Below are 15398 nucleotides of genomic sequence, written 5' to 3' on the forward strand. Positions count from 1 at the left end.
AAGTGTACGGTTTCGTCGTCTCATGTTGCGTGTGCCCAGGTGGGAATTTCCGTACGTGACGCAGGCGTGCACGTCGAAGGCGCTAGTCGAGCACGGCCCCCGTGGCGCCTGAGGAGACGAGCTGAGCGTAGCGGCGCAGATAGCCGGAGAGCTCCTTCTTCCTGGGCGTAAAGGCGGCCATGCGCCGATCGTACTCCTCCTGGCCGATCCTGAGCTCGATCGTGCAGGCGGGGATGTCGATGGCGATGGTGTCACCCTCCTCGACGATGCCGATGGGACCGCCGGACGCCGCCTCAGGCGAGACGTGGCCGATGCAGGCGCCGCGCGTGGCACCCGAGAAGCGCCCATCAGTGACGAGTGCGACGCTCTCGCCCAGGCCCCTGCCCATGATGGCCGAGGTTGGGTTGAGCATCTCGCGCATGCCGGGACCGCCCTTGGGGCCCTCGTAGCGGATGACCACCACGTCGCCGGGGTTGATCCTGCCGGCGTTGATGGCGGCCTGGGCATCCTCCTCGCTCTCGAACACGCGGGCGGGGCCCTCGTGCGTGAGCATGGAGGGCGCCACGGCGGAACGCTTGACCACAGAGCCGTCGGGCGCGAGGTTGCCGCGCAGGACGGCGATGCCGCCCGTGGGGGAGTAGGGGTTGTCGATGGTGCGGATGACCTCGGGGTCGTTGGTGTGCGCGTGGGCGATGTTCTCGCCCACGGTGTGACCCGTGACCGTCAGGCAGTCGCGGTTGATGAGGCCCGCGCGGTCGAGCTCGGCCATGACGGCGGGGACGCCGCCCGCCTCGTCGAGGTCCTCCATGTAGGTGGGGCCTGCGGGGGCCAGGTGGCAGAGGTTGGGCGTCCTCTCGCTCATCTCGTTGGCGGCGGCGAGGTCGATCTCAAGGCCGCACTCGTGGGCGATGGCGGGCAGGTGCAGCATGGTATTGGTGGAGCAGCCCAGGGCCATGTCCACGGTGAGGGCATTCTGGAAGGCCTCGCGGGTCATGATGTCGCGCGCGGTGACGCCCTGCTCGAGCATTCGCATGACGGCCATGCCCGCGTGCTTGGCCAGCTGCAGGCGGCGCGAGTACACGGCGGGGATGGTGCCGTTGCCCGGCAGGCCCATGCCGATGACCTCGGTGAGGCAGTTCATGGAGTTGGCGGTGTACATGCCCGAGCAGGAACCGCAGCTGGGGCAGGCCTTGCGCTCGAACTCGTGGAGCTTGGCCTCGTCGATCCTGCCGGCGGTGTAGGACCCCATGGCCTCGAACATGGAGGAGAGGCTCGTCTTGTGGCCATCGATATGGCCGGCGAGCATGGGGCCGCCCGAGACGAACGTCGTGGGCAGGTTGAGACGGGCGGCGGCCATGAGCAGGCCAGGCACGTTCTTGTCGCAGTTGGGGATCATGACGAGGGCGTCAAAGCCATGCGCCAGCGCCATGCACTCGCAGGAGTCGGCGATGAGGTCGCGCGTGACGAGGGAGTACTTCATGCCCGTGTGGCCCATGGCGATGCCGTCGCACACGGCGATGGCGGGAAAGACCACCGGCATGCCACCGGCCTCGGCGACGCCCATGCGCACGGCCTCGCAGACCTTGTCGATGTTCATGTGGCCGGGGACGATCTCGTTGAAGGAGCTCACGATGCCCACGAGCGGGCGTGCGACCTCCTCCTCGGTCCAACCGAGCGCGTTGTAGAGGGAGCGGTGGGCCGCCGCCTCCGGTCCAAGCTTTATCGCGTCACTCTTCATGTGCATGCTCTCCTTTGCGTGGGCGGCACTCCCGTGCCACCGCGTCCTCTTGCCCCGCAGGGGCGCTCCCCCTAGTCGACGAGCCTGAAGCCCGACTCCTGGAGCTTGGTGCGAATCTGATCGATCTGCTCTTGGTCCCTGGTCTCCATGCCCACGCGTAGCGTACACGAGGAGATGGGAAGGTCGGGATCGGAGAGGTCGTAGTCAACCGAGACCACATTTGCGCCAAGGCCTGCGATGATGCCGCTGACCTCGGTGAGCTGGCCCGGCTTGTCCGTGAGCTTGATGCCCATCGTCACCTTGCGGCCACTCATGGCCAGGCCGCGGTTGATGACGCGCGAGAGGATGTTGACGTCGATGTTGCCACCGCTCACGATGCAGACGGTGCGCCTGCCCTCCACGGGCAGCTTGCCAAACATGCAGGCTGCGACCGGCGTGGCCCCGGCTCCCTCGCTCACGAGCTTCTGCTTCTCCATGAGGGCGAGGATGGCGGCGGCGATCTCGTCATCGCTCACGGTCACGATGTCGTCCACGTACGTCTGCACCATCTGGAAGGTGGTCTCGCCGGGGACCTTCACCTGGATGCCATCGGCAAAGGTGGTGGCCTCGTCGGACGCGGACCAGGCCCCGGCGTGGAAGGCGGCGGCCATGGCCGCCGCGCCCTCGGCCTGCACGCCGTAGACCTTGCATGCGGGGTTCAGGCTCTTGACCGCACAGGCGACACCCGAGATGAGCCCGCCACCGCCCACGGGGACGACCACGGCCTCGGCATGCTCGAGCTGGTCCATGACCTCCAGGCCGATGGTGCCCTGTCCCGCGATGACGTCCTCGTCGTCATAGGGATGCACGAAGGTGGCGCCCGTCTCCTCCTGCAGGCGCACGGCCTCGTCGTGTGCGTCATCGTAGACGCCGGGGACGAGGCGCACCTCCGCTCCCAGGCGCCGGGTGTTCTCCACCTTCATGATGGGGGCACCGTCGGGCATGCAGACCACGGACCTCACGCCCAGGCGGGTGGCGGCCAGCGCCACGCCCTGGGCATGGTTGCCGGCACTGCAGGCGATGACGCCCAGGGCGAGCTCCTCCTTGGGGAGCTGGTTGATCTTGAAGTAGGCGCCTCGCAGCTTGAACGAGCCCGTCACCTGGAGGTTCTCGGTCTTGAGGAAGAGGTCGGGCACCTCGGGGATGATGTTGGAGGCTGGGATGAGGTCGGTCCTGCGAGCGACCCCCTTGAGGACGTAGGCGGCATGGTAGATCTTGTCGAGTGACAGCATGGGGCGTGTCCTCCTTGGCTGGTCGCTTGCGGCGCGCGAGGCGCTCGGATGCATCGCCCTTCCTGGCCGGATGCGACGGCACCACTAGATGGCCAGGAAGTTGGTAATGTGCTGGCCCGCCGGAACCATGGGACGCACCATCTCGTCCGGGTCGATGATGGCATCGATCACGTAGCCGTGCCCACAGGCGAGGGCCTCCGTGAGGGCGACCTCCAGCTCCTCCATCGTGCTCACGCGCCTGCCCGTGAGGCCATAGGCGTCGGCGAGCCTGACCCAGTCGGGCGGACGGTCGAGCGTGGTCTGGGAGTAGCGCTCGTCGTAGATGAGCGTCTGCCACTGATGGACCATGCCCAGCACCGCGTTGTCGTACACGATGGTGATGATGGGCAGCCGGTAGTGTTCGACGGTGGCCAACTCGTTGCAGTTCATGCGGAAGGAGCCGTCGCCCGTCACATGGATCACGCAGGTGCCGGGGTTGCCCACCTGTGCGCCGATGGCGGCGCCCAGGCCGAAGCCCATGGCGCCGAAGCCCCCGGAGGTGAGCAGCTGCCCGGGGTAGTCATAGTGGAAGTGCTGGATGGCCCACATCTGGTGCTGGCCCACGTCGGTGGCGACGATGGTGTCCTCGGGACACAGCCGCGCGACCATCTCGTTGACCTGCTTGGGGGTGAGGTGGTCGCCGCCCTCCTCGTACTGCGTCTCGGTGGGGAAGGAAAGCACGAACTGCCTCCAGTGCCTGTGGTGCAGCTGTCCCAGGCGCTCGTTGGCCATGGCGAGCACGGTCTTGGCGTCGCCCAGCACGGAATGGTCGCAGCGCACGTTCTTGCCGATCTCGGTGCTGTCGATGTCCACCTGCACGATCTTGGCCTGGTGCGCGAACGTGGGGGGCTGCAGCGCCACGCGGTCGGAGAAGCGACAGCCCACGGCGACGAGCAGGTCGCAGTTGTCCACGGCCATGTTGGACGCCTGCGAGCCGTGCATGCCGATCATGCCCGTGGAGAGCGGGTCCCTCCCACGGAAGCCGCCCGCACCCATGACCGTGATGGCGACAGGCGCATCCACGAGGTTGGCGAACGCGTTGAGCTCCCGGCTCGCACGGCTGCGCACGACGCCGCCGCCGCACACGATGAGCGGACGCTCGGCCTCCTCGATCATGGCGACGAGCGTGTCCACGTCCTGTGGGTTGGGCTCCTGCGTGTTGAGGCTGCCCATGAGGCGCTTGGAGAGCCGGTTGGGGAGCTCGAAGACGCGATGCTCCTCGGTAGGGACGGCCTCGTACGCGCAGGTGGCGGCGGTGACGTCCTTGGTGATGTCCAGCAGCACGGGACCGGGACGTCCGCTTCTGGCCACGAGGAAGGCCTGGCGGACCACGTCGGCGAGGTCATGCACGTCGTCCACCACGCGGTTCCACTTGGTGATGGGCCTCGTAATGCTGGTGATGTCCACCTCCTGGAAGGAGTCCCTGCCCAGCAGCTTCCGGGAGACGTTGCAGGTGATGGCAACGATGGGGGAGGAGTCCATGTAGGCGGTGGCGATGCCGGTCACGAGGTTCGTGCAGCCCGGGCCCGACGTGGAGAGGCATACGCCCACCCTACCCGTGGAGCGGGCGTACCCATCGGCCGCGTGGGCGGCACCCTGCTCGTGGCTCGTGAGGTAGTGGTGGATCTCGGGCGTCTCAAAGAGGGCGTCATAGACGTCCAGGATCGTGCCGCCCGGGTAGCCAAAGACGCTGTCGACTCCCTGCTCCTTGAGGCATTCGATGAGTATCTGCGCACCTGTCAGCTCCATGCGCGCCCCTTCCCGCGTGTCTCTCCTGCGCCGGCGAGGCGCCTTGTGCCCGAGGAACCGCCTTGTCTGACACGTCCGCGCGCACAGGCGCCTGGTCATCCCCCGGATGCCCAGGCGCCACCATGCTAGTTGTTGAGGAGCTTGTCCTCGTCGTTCCAGGCGTACAGGGCACGGATCTCCTTGCCCGTCTGCTCCATGAGGCTCTCGGCCTGCTGGCGGCGTAGGGCCTTGAAGTGCACCTGATGGCTCTCGTCGGACATGTCGAGCAGGAACTCCTTGGCGAACTCGCCGTTCTGGATGCGCTTGAGGTTGTACCTCATGCCCTCCTTGGCGGCCTCTGTCACCACCTGGGGGCCGGCGGTGTAGTCGCCGTACTCGGCGGTGTTGGAGATGGAGGAGCGCATGCCGGCAAAGCCGCTCTCGTAGATGAGGTCGACGATGAGCTTCATCTCGTGGATGCACTCGAAGTAGGCGTTGCGGGGGTCGTAGCCGGCCTCGACGAGCGTGTTGAAGCCAGCCTCCATGAGGTCGGTCACGCCGCCGCAGAGTACGTCCTGCTCGCCGAAGAGGTCGGTCTCGGTCTCGGTCCTGAAGTCGGTCTCGAGCAGGGCCGCCCGTGCCCCGCCGATGGCGGCGCCATAGGCCAGTGCCAGGTCGAAGGCATCGCCGGTGGCGTCCTGATGGGCACAGACGAGCATGGGGACGCCCTTGTCCTCGACGTAGGTGGAGCGCACGGTGTGGCCGGGGGCCTTGGGGGCGACCATGATGACGTTGCAGTCGGGGCGCACCTCGATGCAGCCGTAGTGGATGTTGAAGCCGTGGGCGAAGGCGATGGTCTTGCCCTCCGAGAGGTTGGGCTCGATGTCCTCCCGGTACATCCTGGCCTGGTACTCGTCGTTGATGAGGATCATGATGATGTCGGCCCACTCTGCCGCCTCGGCGTTGGAGACCACCGTGAGGCCCTGCTCCTCGGCGCGCCCCTTGGATGCGGAGCCCTCACGCAGGCCAACCTTGACGTCCACGCCGGAGTCCTTGAGGTTCAGCGCATGGGCATGGCCCTGGGAGCCATAGCCGATGACGGCGACCTTCTTGTCGTCCAGCTTGGACATGTCGACGTCCTGCTCGTGGTACATCTTGAATGCCATGAAACGCTTCCTTTCGCCGTTCCTACAGTACCAATCCATAACGACGCCGCTGGTGTACGGCGGAGTTACCCCTAGAGCGTGGCCACGTCGCGCATGACGGATGGGCCGCGCTCGAGCGAGACGACCCCGGTGCGACAGACCTCGAGGATCTTGAAGTCGCGCATGAGGTCGATGAAGTTGTCGATGCGTCTCGTGCCTCCTGCGATGCGGAAGACGATGGAGTCGCGCGTGTAGTCCACGGTCTTGGCGTGGAAGGCCTCCGCCGCATCGAGCACCTGGGAGCGCGTACTCTCCTCGTTGGCCATCTTGATGAGCAGCAGCTCGCAGCTGATGGAGTCCTCGGGATCGAACTCCTTGTACGAGATGACGTCGGGGAGCTTGGCAAGCTGGGCCACGAGCTGGTTCTTGGCGCGCCGCTCGCCCTCGAACTGCACGGTGATGCGCGAGAGGTCCTCCGTCTCGGTCTCCGAGACGGTGAGTCCCGTGATGTTGAACTGCCGGCGGCGGAACATGCTCGTCACGCGGTTGAGGACACCGTACTCGTTGCGCACCATGATGGCGATGCTATAGCTGCTCATGCCTACCTCCCCATCCTGGCGCGCACGTCGTCCATGTTGACGATGAGGTCGTCCATCGAGGCACCGATCTGCAGCACGGGCGTCACGAACTCGTCGATGCCGATGGGGCATTCGATGAGCGTGGGGCCGTCCGCCGAGAGCGAGTCGGCGAGGGCCCGCTCGAAGTCCTCGATCGTGTCCACGCGCGTGCCTTCCGTGCCCGTCGCCTGGGCGAGCGCCACGTAGTCGACCCTGCGGTCGAGCGTGGTGTTGGCATGGCGCCCCTTCCTGAACAGGGACTGCATCTGGCGCACCATGCCCAGGGTCCCGTTGTTGAGCAGCACGATGGTCACGGGCACGCCATAGTCGGCTGCCGTGACGAGCTCGGCCATGTTCATGGCAAAGGAGCCGTCGCCCGTGACGAGCAGGGATCGTCCCCGTGTGGCGAGGGAGGCGCCGATGGCCGCCCCCAGGCCGAACCCCATGGTGCCCAGCCCCCCCGACGTGATGAAGCTGCGTGGCCTCGTGAAGCTGAGGTACTGGGCGGCCCACATCTGGTGCTGGCCCACATCGGTCACGACGGGAACGTCCTCGGGGCGCACGCGATTGATGGCGTCCATCACGTTCTTGGGCGTGATGCCCTCGCGGTAGTCCGCATAGCCCCGCTCCTGGGCGGAGAGCTCGTGGACGTGACGGAGCCACTCCTCGTGGGTGTTGGGGGAGACCAGCCCCACGAGCCTCTGGAGCGCACTCTTGACGTCCCCATGCACGTCGGCCATGTCGTCCAGGGTCTTGGAGAACTCCGAGGAGTCCACGTCGACATGCACCACCTTGCCGCTGGGTGCAAACGTCCTGCGGTCGCCCGTGGAGCGGTCGTTGAAGCGGGCGCCCAGGGCGATGAGGCAGTCGCACTCGTTCATGGCTCGCGTGCTGGCAAAGTGGCCGTGCATGCCCTCCATGCCCAGGAAGTTCCGCGTGGCGGTGGGGATGCCCGAGATGCCCATGAGCGAACAGCCCATCGGTGCCCCTATGATGCGGGCAAGCTGGACGACCTCCTCCCCCGCATCCGCCGAGACGACGCCGCCGCCAAAGTAGACGAAGGGGCGCTGGGCCTTGTCGATGAGCCGTGCCGCCCGCTCGAGCGACCCCTCGCTGGGCTCGAGCGGATCGTCCGCCTCCACGGGGCCAAGCTCATGGTAGCCGATGAGCGCGCGCTGCACGTCGGCGGGGATGTCCACGAGGACGGGGCCCCTGCGACCCGAGCAGGCGAGCTTGAAGGCCTCGCGCAGCATGCGCTGGAGGTCGTTCGCGTTGCGCACGAAGTAGTTGTGCTTCGTGATGGGCAGCGTCACGCCCGTGATGTCCAGCTCCTGGAAGGCGTCCGTGCCGATCATGGCGTTGCTCACGTTGCCCGTGATGGCAACCATGGGCACGGAGTCGAGGTAGGCGGTGGCGATGCCCGTGACGAGGTTGGTGGCGCCGGGCCCCGAGGTGGCGATCATGACGCCACATCTGCCCGTGGCGCGGGCGTAGCCGTCCGCCGCATGCGTGCCATGCTGCTCGTGCGTGGGCTCGACCACGCGGATGCGGTCCGCGTGGTCGTACAGCACGTCAAAGATGTCGAGCACCGTGCCCCCGGGATAGCCGAAGACCGTGTCGACCCCCTGTTCCACCAGACAGCGGGCGAGGACCTGTGCTCCCGTCAGCCTCTCCATGGTCGGGCCCCTAGGCTTCCTGCTGCTTGGAGCGGGTGGTCGAGATCATGCGGTTGATGGCGTTGACGTAGGCCTTTGCCGAGGAGACGATGATGTCGTTGTCGGCGCCCCGGCCGGTGTAGACCCTGCCACCTGCCGCCTCCACGCGCACGGTGACCTCGCCGATGGCGTCGATGCCGCGCGTGACGGCCTTGACGGCAAACTCCTGCAGGTCGCCATGGACGCTCACGACCTGGTCGATGGCCTTGTAGGCGGCGTCGACGGGACCGGCGCCCGTGGCGCAGACCACGTGCCTGTCACCCTCCTCGTCGGTGATGGTGGCCGTCGCGGTGGGCACCAGGGGGTCGCCACAGGACACCTGCAGCGCGTTCAGCGTGTAGATGGCCTCGATGTCGCGCTGGCGCTCCTGCACCATGGACTCGAGGTCCTCGTCGTAGACCTCCTTCTTCTGGTCCGCGATCTCGAGGAAGCGGTCGTAGACCTCGTCAAACTCGGCGTCGTCGAAGCGGTAGCCCAGCTCGCCCAGACGGTGCCTGAGGGCGGCGTGGCCGGAGCGTGCCGAGAGGATGATCTCGGAGCCGGCGGCGCCCACATCGGCGGGGTCAATGATCTCGTAGGTGTCGCGCGCCTTGAGGACGCCGTCCTGGTGGATGCCGGAGGAGTGGGCGAAGGCGTTGGCACCCACGATGGCCTTGTTGGCCTGCACCTGCATGCCGGTGATGCGGCTCACCAGGTGGGAGGCGCGCGTGAGCTCGCCGGTCACGACGTCGGTGTGGCCATCCAGCTCCTGCCCATGCATCCTGAGGGCCATGACGACCTCTTCGAGCGCAGTGTTGCCGGCCCGCTCGCCCAGGCCGTTGATGGTGCACTCGATCTGGCGGGCACCGCTCTTCACGCCGGCAAGGGCGAGTGCGGTGGCCATGCCCAGGTCGTTGTGGGTGTGAACCGAGATGGTGACGTTCTCGATGCCACGGACGTTGTCGGCGAGGCCCTTGATGCGGGCGCCAAAGTCGTCGGGCAGCTGGTAGCCGGTGGTGTCGGGGATGTTGACGACGGTGGCGCCGGCGTCAACGGCGGCCTGGATGACGCGTTCGAGGAACCCCTGGTCGGAACGGCCGGCGTCCTCGGCATAGAACTCGACGTCCTCCACGTAGCGCTTGGCGTACGTGACGCAGTGGATGGCCCCCTCGATGACCTGATCCTCCGTCAGGTGCAGCTTGTCACGCATGTGCTGAGGGGAGACGCCCAGGCCCGTGTGGATGCGGGGACGCTTGGCGCACGCGAGGGCCTCGGCCGCACGATCGATGTCCTTGTCCACGGCGCGCGTGAGGCCGACGACGACGGCATCGTCCCCGGCCAGCTTGCCGATCTCCTGCACGGAGCGAAAGTCACCGGGACTCGAGATGGGGAAGCCCGCCTCGATGACGTCCACGTGCATGCGGAGCAGCTCCTGTGCGATGACGAGCTTCTCCTCGGTGTTCATGGACGCGCCGGGCGACTGCTCGCCGTCCCTCAGGGTGGTGTCGAAGATGTCGATCTTGCGTGTCATGGTAGGTCCTCCCGATAGATGAGTCTGACGCTGGTCGCCTGCCGAACCGGGGGCATGGTGCCAAGGGCGCTGCGGACCGCGGTATGCCGTTTGTCTTGTCGTGACGTGAGGAGGTGCTCGGTGCCGGGGAGCCGTTTTTGTCTGCGTGCGGGGTGCGACGCGACAGGGCGACGAATGCGAGCGGCTAGGCTAGTAGTCGGTCGGGGACGCCAGGTAGAATTCGCGCACGGCAATCGCTCGCGGCGCGTCCGACGCGCTCGGCAATCCGTGCGTATGCAAGCTCTACCTGTGACATGGCTCAGTCCCTCGACCGTTCGTATCGACCGCTCCGATACCTTATGGGTATGGTGCCATGCGGGTCACGCAGGGGCGCCAAGCGTTTCCGTTTGGAAACAAAGGAGACACGGTTTCCCTGTGCCCGTCCCTGCGTCTTCCCGATCCGCGCCCGCTGGCTCTTGGCCGCGACCCTCCGTGCCGTCAGCGCACCGTCCGCACCTTGCGTTGGTACGCTGCGGCAATGATGTCGCAGCAGCCCTCCACGCCAAACACCGATCGGTCCACGATCAGATCCTTGTCCATGTACAGGTCCCACTTGCCGGCGGAGTAGCGCGTGTAGAAGCGCTCACGCTGGTGCTGCATGCGTCTCACCAGGGCCAGCGCCTCGTGGCTCTTGAGCCCGCGCTTGTCGCCCACGATCTTCACGCGGCACTCGAGCGGGGCCGTCACCAGCACGGTGATGAGGTTGGGGCTGCCGCGCAGGATGTAGTCGGAGAGGCGTCCCTCCACGATGCAGTCCTGGGAGCTGGCCAGGTCGATGATCACCTGCCTGATGGCCTTGAAGACGCGGTCGCCCCTCGTGCTCTGGTCCATGGCGTCGGGCAGGAAGGCGAGCGGTCCGTGTGCGGCGCGCTCGTCGTAGCTGGCGATCTGATCCACGTCGATGCCCGAGCGTATGGCGGAGCGCACGAGCAGCTCGTTGTCGTACAGGGGGATCCCCAGACGCTCCGAGAGGAGCTTGCCCACCTCATGACCCTCGGCGCCATAGTCGCGTGCGATGGAGATGACCACGGGCTCGTGGGATGAGGCCGCGGCTGCGTTCAGGACGTCATCCCCGCCCCGGAGGAACAGCTCGTGCCGTGCGTCGTCAAAGGATGCGCTCATACATGTCTCCCTGGAGGTTGGTGTCTGTCGTCATCATAGTCCTACGCTGCGGAAATACGACGCTGGTAGGCACGTACGGCAAGCGAGATGGCAAAGTTGAGCACGAAGTACGTGAGCAGCACGAAGCCGTAGAGCACGAGGATCTCCCCCAGCGTGGAGGCCTGGCCCATCACCACGGCGGAGTTGCGCATGAACTCATGGACGTCGATGCCGCGCAGGTACGAGGTGTCCTTGATGACGGTCGTGCACTGGCTGAAGAGCGCGGGCACGATCATCTTGAACGTCTGCGGCAGCACGACGAAGCGCATGGTGGCAAAGAAGCCGAAGCCCTGCGACTGTGCCGCCTCGAACTGTCCTGTGGGCATGGCGTTGAGACCGCCGCGCACGATCTCGGCCATGACGGCGGAGGTGAACACCGTGAACGCGAGGATGGAGATCACGACGTTGTCACCCTGCACCGTGAAGCGGAAGATGAGTATCCACAGCAGGTTGGGCGTGCAGCGGAAGAGCTCGATGTAGGCGCTCACGAGCCAGCTGACCCAGCGCAGGCGGCCCGTGCAGTACGACTTCGCGAGGGCGAGGACCGTGCCCACGATGATGGACAAAAGGATGGAGGCGAGCGAGATGATGATGGTGTTGAGCAGGCCCTGCAACATGAAGGCCACGTTGCTTGCGGAGAAGATCGCTGCCATGCGCTACGCCTCCTCTGCGGTCGGGGGGGCAGTGGCGCCGGCCGCCTCGACGGTGTCGGTCGGCTTGGCCTTGCGGGGGGCCTTGCTGCGCCTTTCCAGCCACGTGATGAGCATGGCCAGAGGGAAGCAGATGAGGAAGTACATGACGCAGCAGACGATGTAGCCCTGCAGGTAGCCCGTGTCGGACACGATGATGTCCGCCTGGTACATGAGGTCGCCGCCGGCGATGAGCGCGAGCACCGAGGTGTTCTTGATGAGGTTGAGCGCCTGGTTCGCGAGCGGCGGAAGGATGATGCGGAACGTCTGGGGCAGGATGATGTAGCGGTACGCCTGCACGCGCGAGAAGCCCTGCGACTGTGCGCCCTCCATCTGCCCGCGTGGTATGGCCTCGATGCCCGTGCGGATGACCTCGGCCACATAGGCGCCGTGGTACAGGCCCACACAGAGGACCACGAGCACGAACGGCGCGATGCGCACCACGTGCTCTGCCCCCGTCATGGCCTGCAGGATCATGGGACCGGCGGTATAGACGAAGAACACCTGCACCACGATGGGCGTGTTCTGGAAGAACTCCACGTACACGCGGGCGATGGCGCGCAGCACGCGTGAGCGTGTGGTGGAGCATATGCCGATCAGCGTGCCTATGACGAGCGAGACGGCGAGTCCCGCCAGGGAGACCTCGATCGTGAAGAGGAAGCCCTGCCACAGGAGGTCGGAGCTTGCGAGTGTCGTGGCCCAGCGCTCCGCGTTGAAGAGCTCGTTCATCGTTGGTCAGCCCCCTTCCTAGAGCAGATGGTAGTATGCGGCCAGCTCATTGATGCGGCCGGACGACACCAGCTGGGTGACGACGTCCTCGCACACGGCGGAGAGCTCCGTCGAGCGCAGGTTGGTGCACACGCCATAGTCCTGCTGGCCAAAGACCAGGTCGGGCTCGAGGAGCTCGTTGCTGTCGTTCATGTAGCCGCCCAGGATGGAGCGGTCGATCGCAAAGACGTCGATGTTGCCGGACGCGAGGGCGGCCGCCAGGGTGGGGTAGTCCATGTACTCGGCGAAGGACAGGTGCACCCGGTCGACGAGGCCCTGGTCCTCGAGCATCTTCTGCAGCTCCTTGCGCGTGTTGGCGCCCTCGCCCACACCGATGACCCGCCCGTCGAGGTCCGTCACGCTCCTCAGGCCCGCGGACTTGAGCACGAGCATGCCCACCGAGTCGGTGTAGTACGGATCGGTGAAGTTCCACGACTTCTTGCGCGCCTCCGTGATGGTGTAGGTGGCGCAGACGAGGTCCACCTCGCCGGAGTCCACGAGGGGTCCGCGCGTCTTGGCCGTGACGCCCGTGAACTCCACGAGGTTGTCGGCGCGGGCATCGTCCGCCGTCGTGGAGAAGACGCTGGCCGCGATCTCATGGCAGATGTCTATCTCCATGCCCTGATACCTGCCCGTGGCGGTGTCCTGGTAACCATAGCCGGGGACGTCCGTCTTGACGCCGCACTTGAGCGTGCCGCGGCCCTGGATGGCGGAGAGCCCGTCCATGGCCGTCGCGCCGCCCGAGCGTGCGCAGCCTGCCAGCGAGAGGCCCGCAAGCGCGGCCGTCGCCGTACCACAGACGGCAAGGAAGCCCCTGCGCGTAAGGGCGGGGCGGGCGTCTGCCCTGGCGTTTCCATTCCGCATGCGCACCACCTACTTAAGGATCTTGTCGAGGAAGGCCTGACAGCGGGGGTTGTCCGGATGCGTGAAGAAGTGTTCCGGCGTGCCCGTCTCCAGGATCTGGCCATCGTCCATGAACACCACGCGATCGGCCACCTGGCGGGCAAAGCCCATCTCGTGCGTCACGCAGATCATGGTGATGTTCTCCTGGGCCAGCTCCACCATGACGTTCAGAACCTCGCTCACCATCTCCGGGTCCAGGGCGCTCGTGGGCTCGTCGAGCAGCATGATGGGCTGCTTGGTGCAGAGCGCCCGTGCGATGGCGATGCGCTGCTGCTGGCCACCGGAGAGGTTCTGGGGATACTCGCCTGCCTTGTGGGCAAGCCCCACGCGCTCCAGGCTGGCCATGGCCGTCTCCTCGGCCTCCTTCCTGGTCTTGCCCTGCAGCTTGATGGGGGCGAGCGTGAGGTTGCCCATGACGGTCATGTTGGGGTAGAGGTTGAACTGCTGGAACACCATGGAGGTGTACGTGCGCGTGATGGCCAGGTGGTTCTTCTTGGTCATGAGCTCCCCACCCACGCGCACCTCGCCACTCGAGGGCTCCTCGAGCCAGTTGATGGAGCGGATGAGCGTGGACTTGCCCGAGCCGGACGGCCCGATGAGCACGACCTTCTCGCCCTCCGCGACGGAGAGGTCTATGTCCCTGAGCACGTGCAGGTCGCCAAAGTACTTGTTGAGATGGCTGATCTCGATCATGTTGGCCATGATGCGCGCCTCTTTTCTGCGAACACGTCGGTCAGAAAGTGCCAATTATAAGAGATAGGGGAGGAGCATGCCGAGCCCACCACCCTGCACCCCTTTGTATCACGCCTTTTCCGTCTCGCCATCATTTTGAAAAGCTTGCCGGTCGCTGATGCGGTGCGCCGTGGCGCCACGCTAGAATAGGCGGGGACAATCCGAGACCGGGGGGATCCCATGCAGTTTTCCAGGCGGCTCGACCTGTTTGGTGACGAGGTGTTTGCGGCGCTCAATGCCAGGAGGCGCGCGCTCGAGGCACAGGGGCGCACGGTGTTTGATCTCTCCGTGGGCACGCCGGACTTCCGACCTCCCCAACACGTCATCGATGCGCTCGTCGCGTCCGCCCAGGACCCCGTCAACTGGAAGTACTCCCTGCATGACACCGACGAGCTGCTCGAGGCCGTATGCACCTACTACCAGGATCGCTTTGGTGTTGTGGGCATCACGCCCGACATGGTCATGAGCTGCCGCGGCACGCAGGAGGGCATGCGGTACGCCTGCGAGGCGCTGGCCGACCCCGGCGACGTGGCGCTCATCCCCGACCCCTGCTATCCCGTGTTCCAGGCGGGCACGCTCCTTGCCGGCGCCACGCCTCACTACTATCGTCTCACGGCAGAGAATGGCTTCCTGCCCGATGTGGACGAGATCCCCGCCGATGTGGCCCGCGCCGCCCGCTACCTGGTGGTCTCCCTGCCGGCCAACCCCGTGGGCTCGGTGGGGACGCCCGAGGTCTACGGGCGCATCATCGCCTTTGCCAAGGAGCACGACATCGTCGTCATCCACGACAACGCGTACTCCGACATCGTCTTCGACGGTCCCGCGGGCGGGTCGTTCCTCGGCTATCCCGGGGCGCTCGACGTGGGCGTGGAGTTCTTCTCGCTCTCCAAGTCATTTGACGTCACGGGAGCCCGCCTGTCGTTCGTGGTGGGGCGCACGGACATCGTCGCCGCCGTGCGCAAGCTGCGGAGCCAGGTTGACTTCGGCATGTTCTACCCCGAGCAGGCGGCGGCCGTCGCTGCCCTCACGGGCCCGCGCGAGCAGGTGGAGCGCCAGCGCCTGGCATACCAGGCACGGCGTGACGCCCTCTGTGACGGTCTCGAGGCCATCGGCTGGGAGCGGCCCAACGCGCACGGCTCCATGTTCGTGTGGGCACGGATTCCGGGAGGGCGTACGAGCTCGCAGGACTTCGTCCTCGAGCTCATGGAGCGGTCGGGCGTCATCGTCACGCCGGGGGCGAGCTTCGGCCCCTCGGGCGAGGGCTACGTGCGCATGGCGCTCGTGCTTCCGCCCGACCAGCTGCGCGAGGCCGTTCATGCCATCGAGAGGGCGGGGGTGTAGGC

At 66.3% G+C, this 15398-nt stretch carries 13 protein-coding genes; 1 reads left to right on the forward strand and 12 read right to left on the reverse strand.

Annotation, left to right across the window (positions count from 1 at the left end; genetic code table 11):
* Positions 1-82: 82 nt before the first annotated feature.
* The 12 genes from ilvD to J2S71_RS07205 all read right to left on the reverse strand — a co-directional run bounded on the left by ilvD (position 83) and on the right by J2S71_RS07205 (position 14025).
* The gene (gene ilvD / locus J2S71_RS07150; protein ID WP_307390222.1) at positions 83-1738 is read right to left on the reverse strand and encodes a dihydroxy-acid dehydratase; all 1656 of its coding nucleotides are present in this window, start codon (positions 1736-1738) and stop codon (positions 83-85) included.
* 71 nt (positions 1739-1809) lie between these two features.
* A complete protein-coding gene (gene ilvA, locus J2S71_RS07155) occupies positions 1810-3009 on the reverse strand; it encodes a threonine ammonia-lyase (protein WP_021725329.1) in 1200 nt (399 codons plus the stop codon).
* Positions 3010-3093: 84 nt separating this feature from the next.
* Complete coding sequence (ilvB, locus tag J2S71_RS07160; protein ID WP_307390225.1) at positions 3094-4797, reverse strand: biosynthetic-type acetolactate synthase large subunit; 1704 nt, start codon at positions 4795-4797, stop codon at positions 3094-3096.
* A gap of 125 nt (positions 4798-4922) precedes the next feature.
* Positions 4923-5942 (reverse strand): ketol-acid reductoisomerase, encoded by a 1020-nt coding sequence (ilvC, locus tag J2S71_RS07165; RefSeq protein WP_307390228.1) that lies wholly within the window; start codon positions 5940-5942, stop codon positions 4923-4925.
* Between the two features lie 71 nt (positions 5943-6013).
* Positions 6014-6520 carry an acetolactate synthase small subunit gene (ilvN, locus tag J2S71_RS07170; RefSeq protein ID WP_021725320.1) on the reverse strand — a complete coding sequence of 169 codons (507 nt, stop codon included), beginning with the start codon at positions 6518-6520 and terminating at the stop codon, positions 6014-6016.
* A 2-nt stretch (positions 6521-6522) separates the two neighbouring features.
* Entirely contained in the window at positions 6523-8214 is a 1692-nt protein-coding gene (gene ilvB / locus J2S71_RS07175; RefSeq protein WP_307390232.1) for a biosynthetic-type acetolactate synthase large subunit, read from the reverse strand.
* A 10-nt stretch (positions 8215-8224) separates the two neighbouring features.
* Positions 8225-9763 (reverse strand): 2-isopropylmalate synthase, encoded by a 1539-nt coding sequence (locus tag J2S71_RS07180; RefSeq protein ID WP_021725335.1) that lies wholly within the window; start codon positions 9761-9763, stop codon positions 8225-8227.
* A gap of 477 nt (positions 9764-10240) precedes the next feature.
* Positions 10241-10924 carry a cytidylate kinase-like family protein gene (locus tag J2S71_RS07185; RefSeq protein ID WP_307390237.1) on the reverse strand — a complete coding sequence of 228 codons (684 nt, stop codon included), beginning with the start codon at positions 10922-10924 and terminating at the stop codon, positions 10241-10243.
* 41 nt (positions 10925-10965) lie between these two features.
* Positions 10966-11616, reverse strand: a complete 651-nt coding sequence (locus J2S71_RS07190; RefSeq protein ID WP_021725268.1) for an amino acid ABC transporter permease — start codon at positions 11614-11616, stop codon at positions 10966-10968.
* Between the two features lie 3 nt (positions 11617-11619).
* Positions 11620-12381, reverse strand: a complete 762-nt coding sequence (locus tag J2S71_RS07195) for an amino acid ABC transporter permease (protein ID WP_307390240.1) — start codon at positions 12379-12381, stop codon at positions 11620-11622.
* A gap of 18 nt (positions 12382-12399) precedes the next feature.
* Positions 12400-13284: a transporter substrate-binding domain-containing protein gene (locus J2S71_RS07200; protein ID WP_307390243.1), complete on the reverse strand. Its 885-nt coding sequence runs from the start codon at positions 13282-13284 to the stop codon at positions 12400-12402.
* Positions 13285-13293: 9 nt separating this feature from the next.
* Entirely contained in the window at positions 13294-14025 is a 732-nt protein-coding gene (locus tag J2S71_RS07205) for an amino acid ABC transporter ATP-binding protein (RefSeq protein WP_021725310.1), read from the reverse strand.
* A gap of 210 nt (positions 14026-14235) precedes the next feature.
* On the opposite strand from J2S71_RS07205, the gene J2S71_RS07210 reads away from it, so the two are divergent.
* Positions 14236-15396: a pyridoxal phosphate-dependent aminotransferase gene (locus J2S71_RS07210; protein ID WP_021725260.1), complete on the forward strand. Its 1161-nt coding sequence runs from the start codon at positions 14236-14238 to the stop codon at positions 15394-15396.
* Positions 15397-15398 lie beyond the last annotated feature (2 nt).

The sequence above is a fragment of the Olsenella profusa DSM 13989 genome, from assembly GCF_030811115.1.
GTDB classification, from domain to species: Bacteria; Actinomycetota; Coriobacteriia; order Coriobacteriales; family Atopobiaceae; genus Olsenella_F; species Olsenella_F profusa.

Bases quoted from the DNA above. Each gene is read 5' to 3' on its own strand.
- ilvD (WP_307390222.1), bottom strand. From the start codon at position 1,738: ATGAAGAGTGACGCGATAAAGCTTGGACCGGAGGCGGCGGCCCACCGC.
- J2S71_RS07180 (WP_021725335.1), bottom strand. From the start codon at position 9,763: ATGACACGCAAGATCGACATCTTCGACACCACCCTGAGGGACGGCGAG.
- ilvB (WP_307390225.1), bottom strand. From the start codon at position 4,797: ATGGAGCTGACAGGTGCGCAGATACTCATCGAATGCCTCAAGGAGCAG.
- J2S71_RS07200 (WP_307390243.1), bottom strand. From the start codon at position 13,284: ATGCGGAATGGAAACGCCAGGGCAGACGCCCGCCCCGCCCTTACGCGC.
- J2S71_RS07210 (WP_021725260.1), top strand. From the start codon at position 14,236: ATGCAGTTTTCCAGGCGGCTCGACCTGTTTGGTGACGAGGTGTTTGCG.
- ilvN (WP_021725320.1), bottom strand. From the start codon at position 6,520: ATGAGCAGCTATAGCATCGCCATCATGGTGCGCAACGAGTACGGTGTC.
- J2S71_RS07205 (WP_021725310.1), bottom strand. From the start codon at position 14,025: ATGGCCAACATGATCGAGATCAGCCATCTCAACAAGTACTTTGGCGAC.
- ilvC (WP_307390228.1), bottom strand. From the start codon at position 5,942: ATGGCATTCAAGATGTACCACGAGCAGGACGTCGACATGTCCAAGCTG.
- ilvB (WP_307390232.1), bottom strand. From the start codon at position 8,214: ATGGAGAGGCTGACGGGAGCACAGGTCCTCGCCCGCTGTCTGGTGGAA.
- J2S71_RS07190 (WP_021725268.1), bottom strand. From the start codon at position 11,616: ATGGCAGCGATCTTCTCCGCAAGCAACGTGGCCTTCATGTTGCAGGGC.
- ilvA (WP_021725329.1), bottom strand. From the start codon at position 3,009: ATGCTGTCACTCGACAAGATCTACCATGCCGCCTACGTCCTCAAGGGG.
- J2S71_RS07195 (WP_307390240.1), bottom strand. From the start codon at position 12,381: ATGAACGAGCTCTTCAACGCGGAGCGCTGGGCCACGACACTCGCAAGC.
- J2S71_RS07185 (WP_307390237.1), bottom strand. From the start codon at position 10,924: ATGAGCGCATCCTTTGACGACGCACGGCACGAGCTGTTCCTCCGGGGC.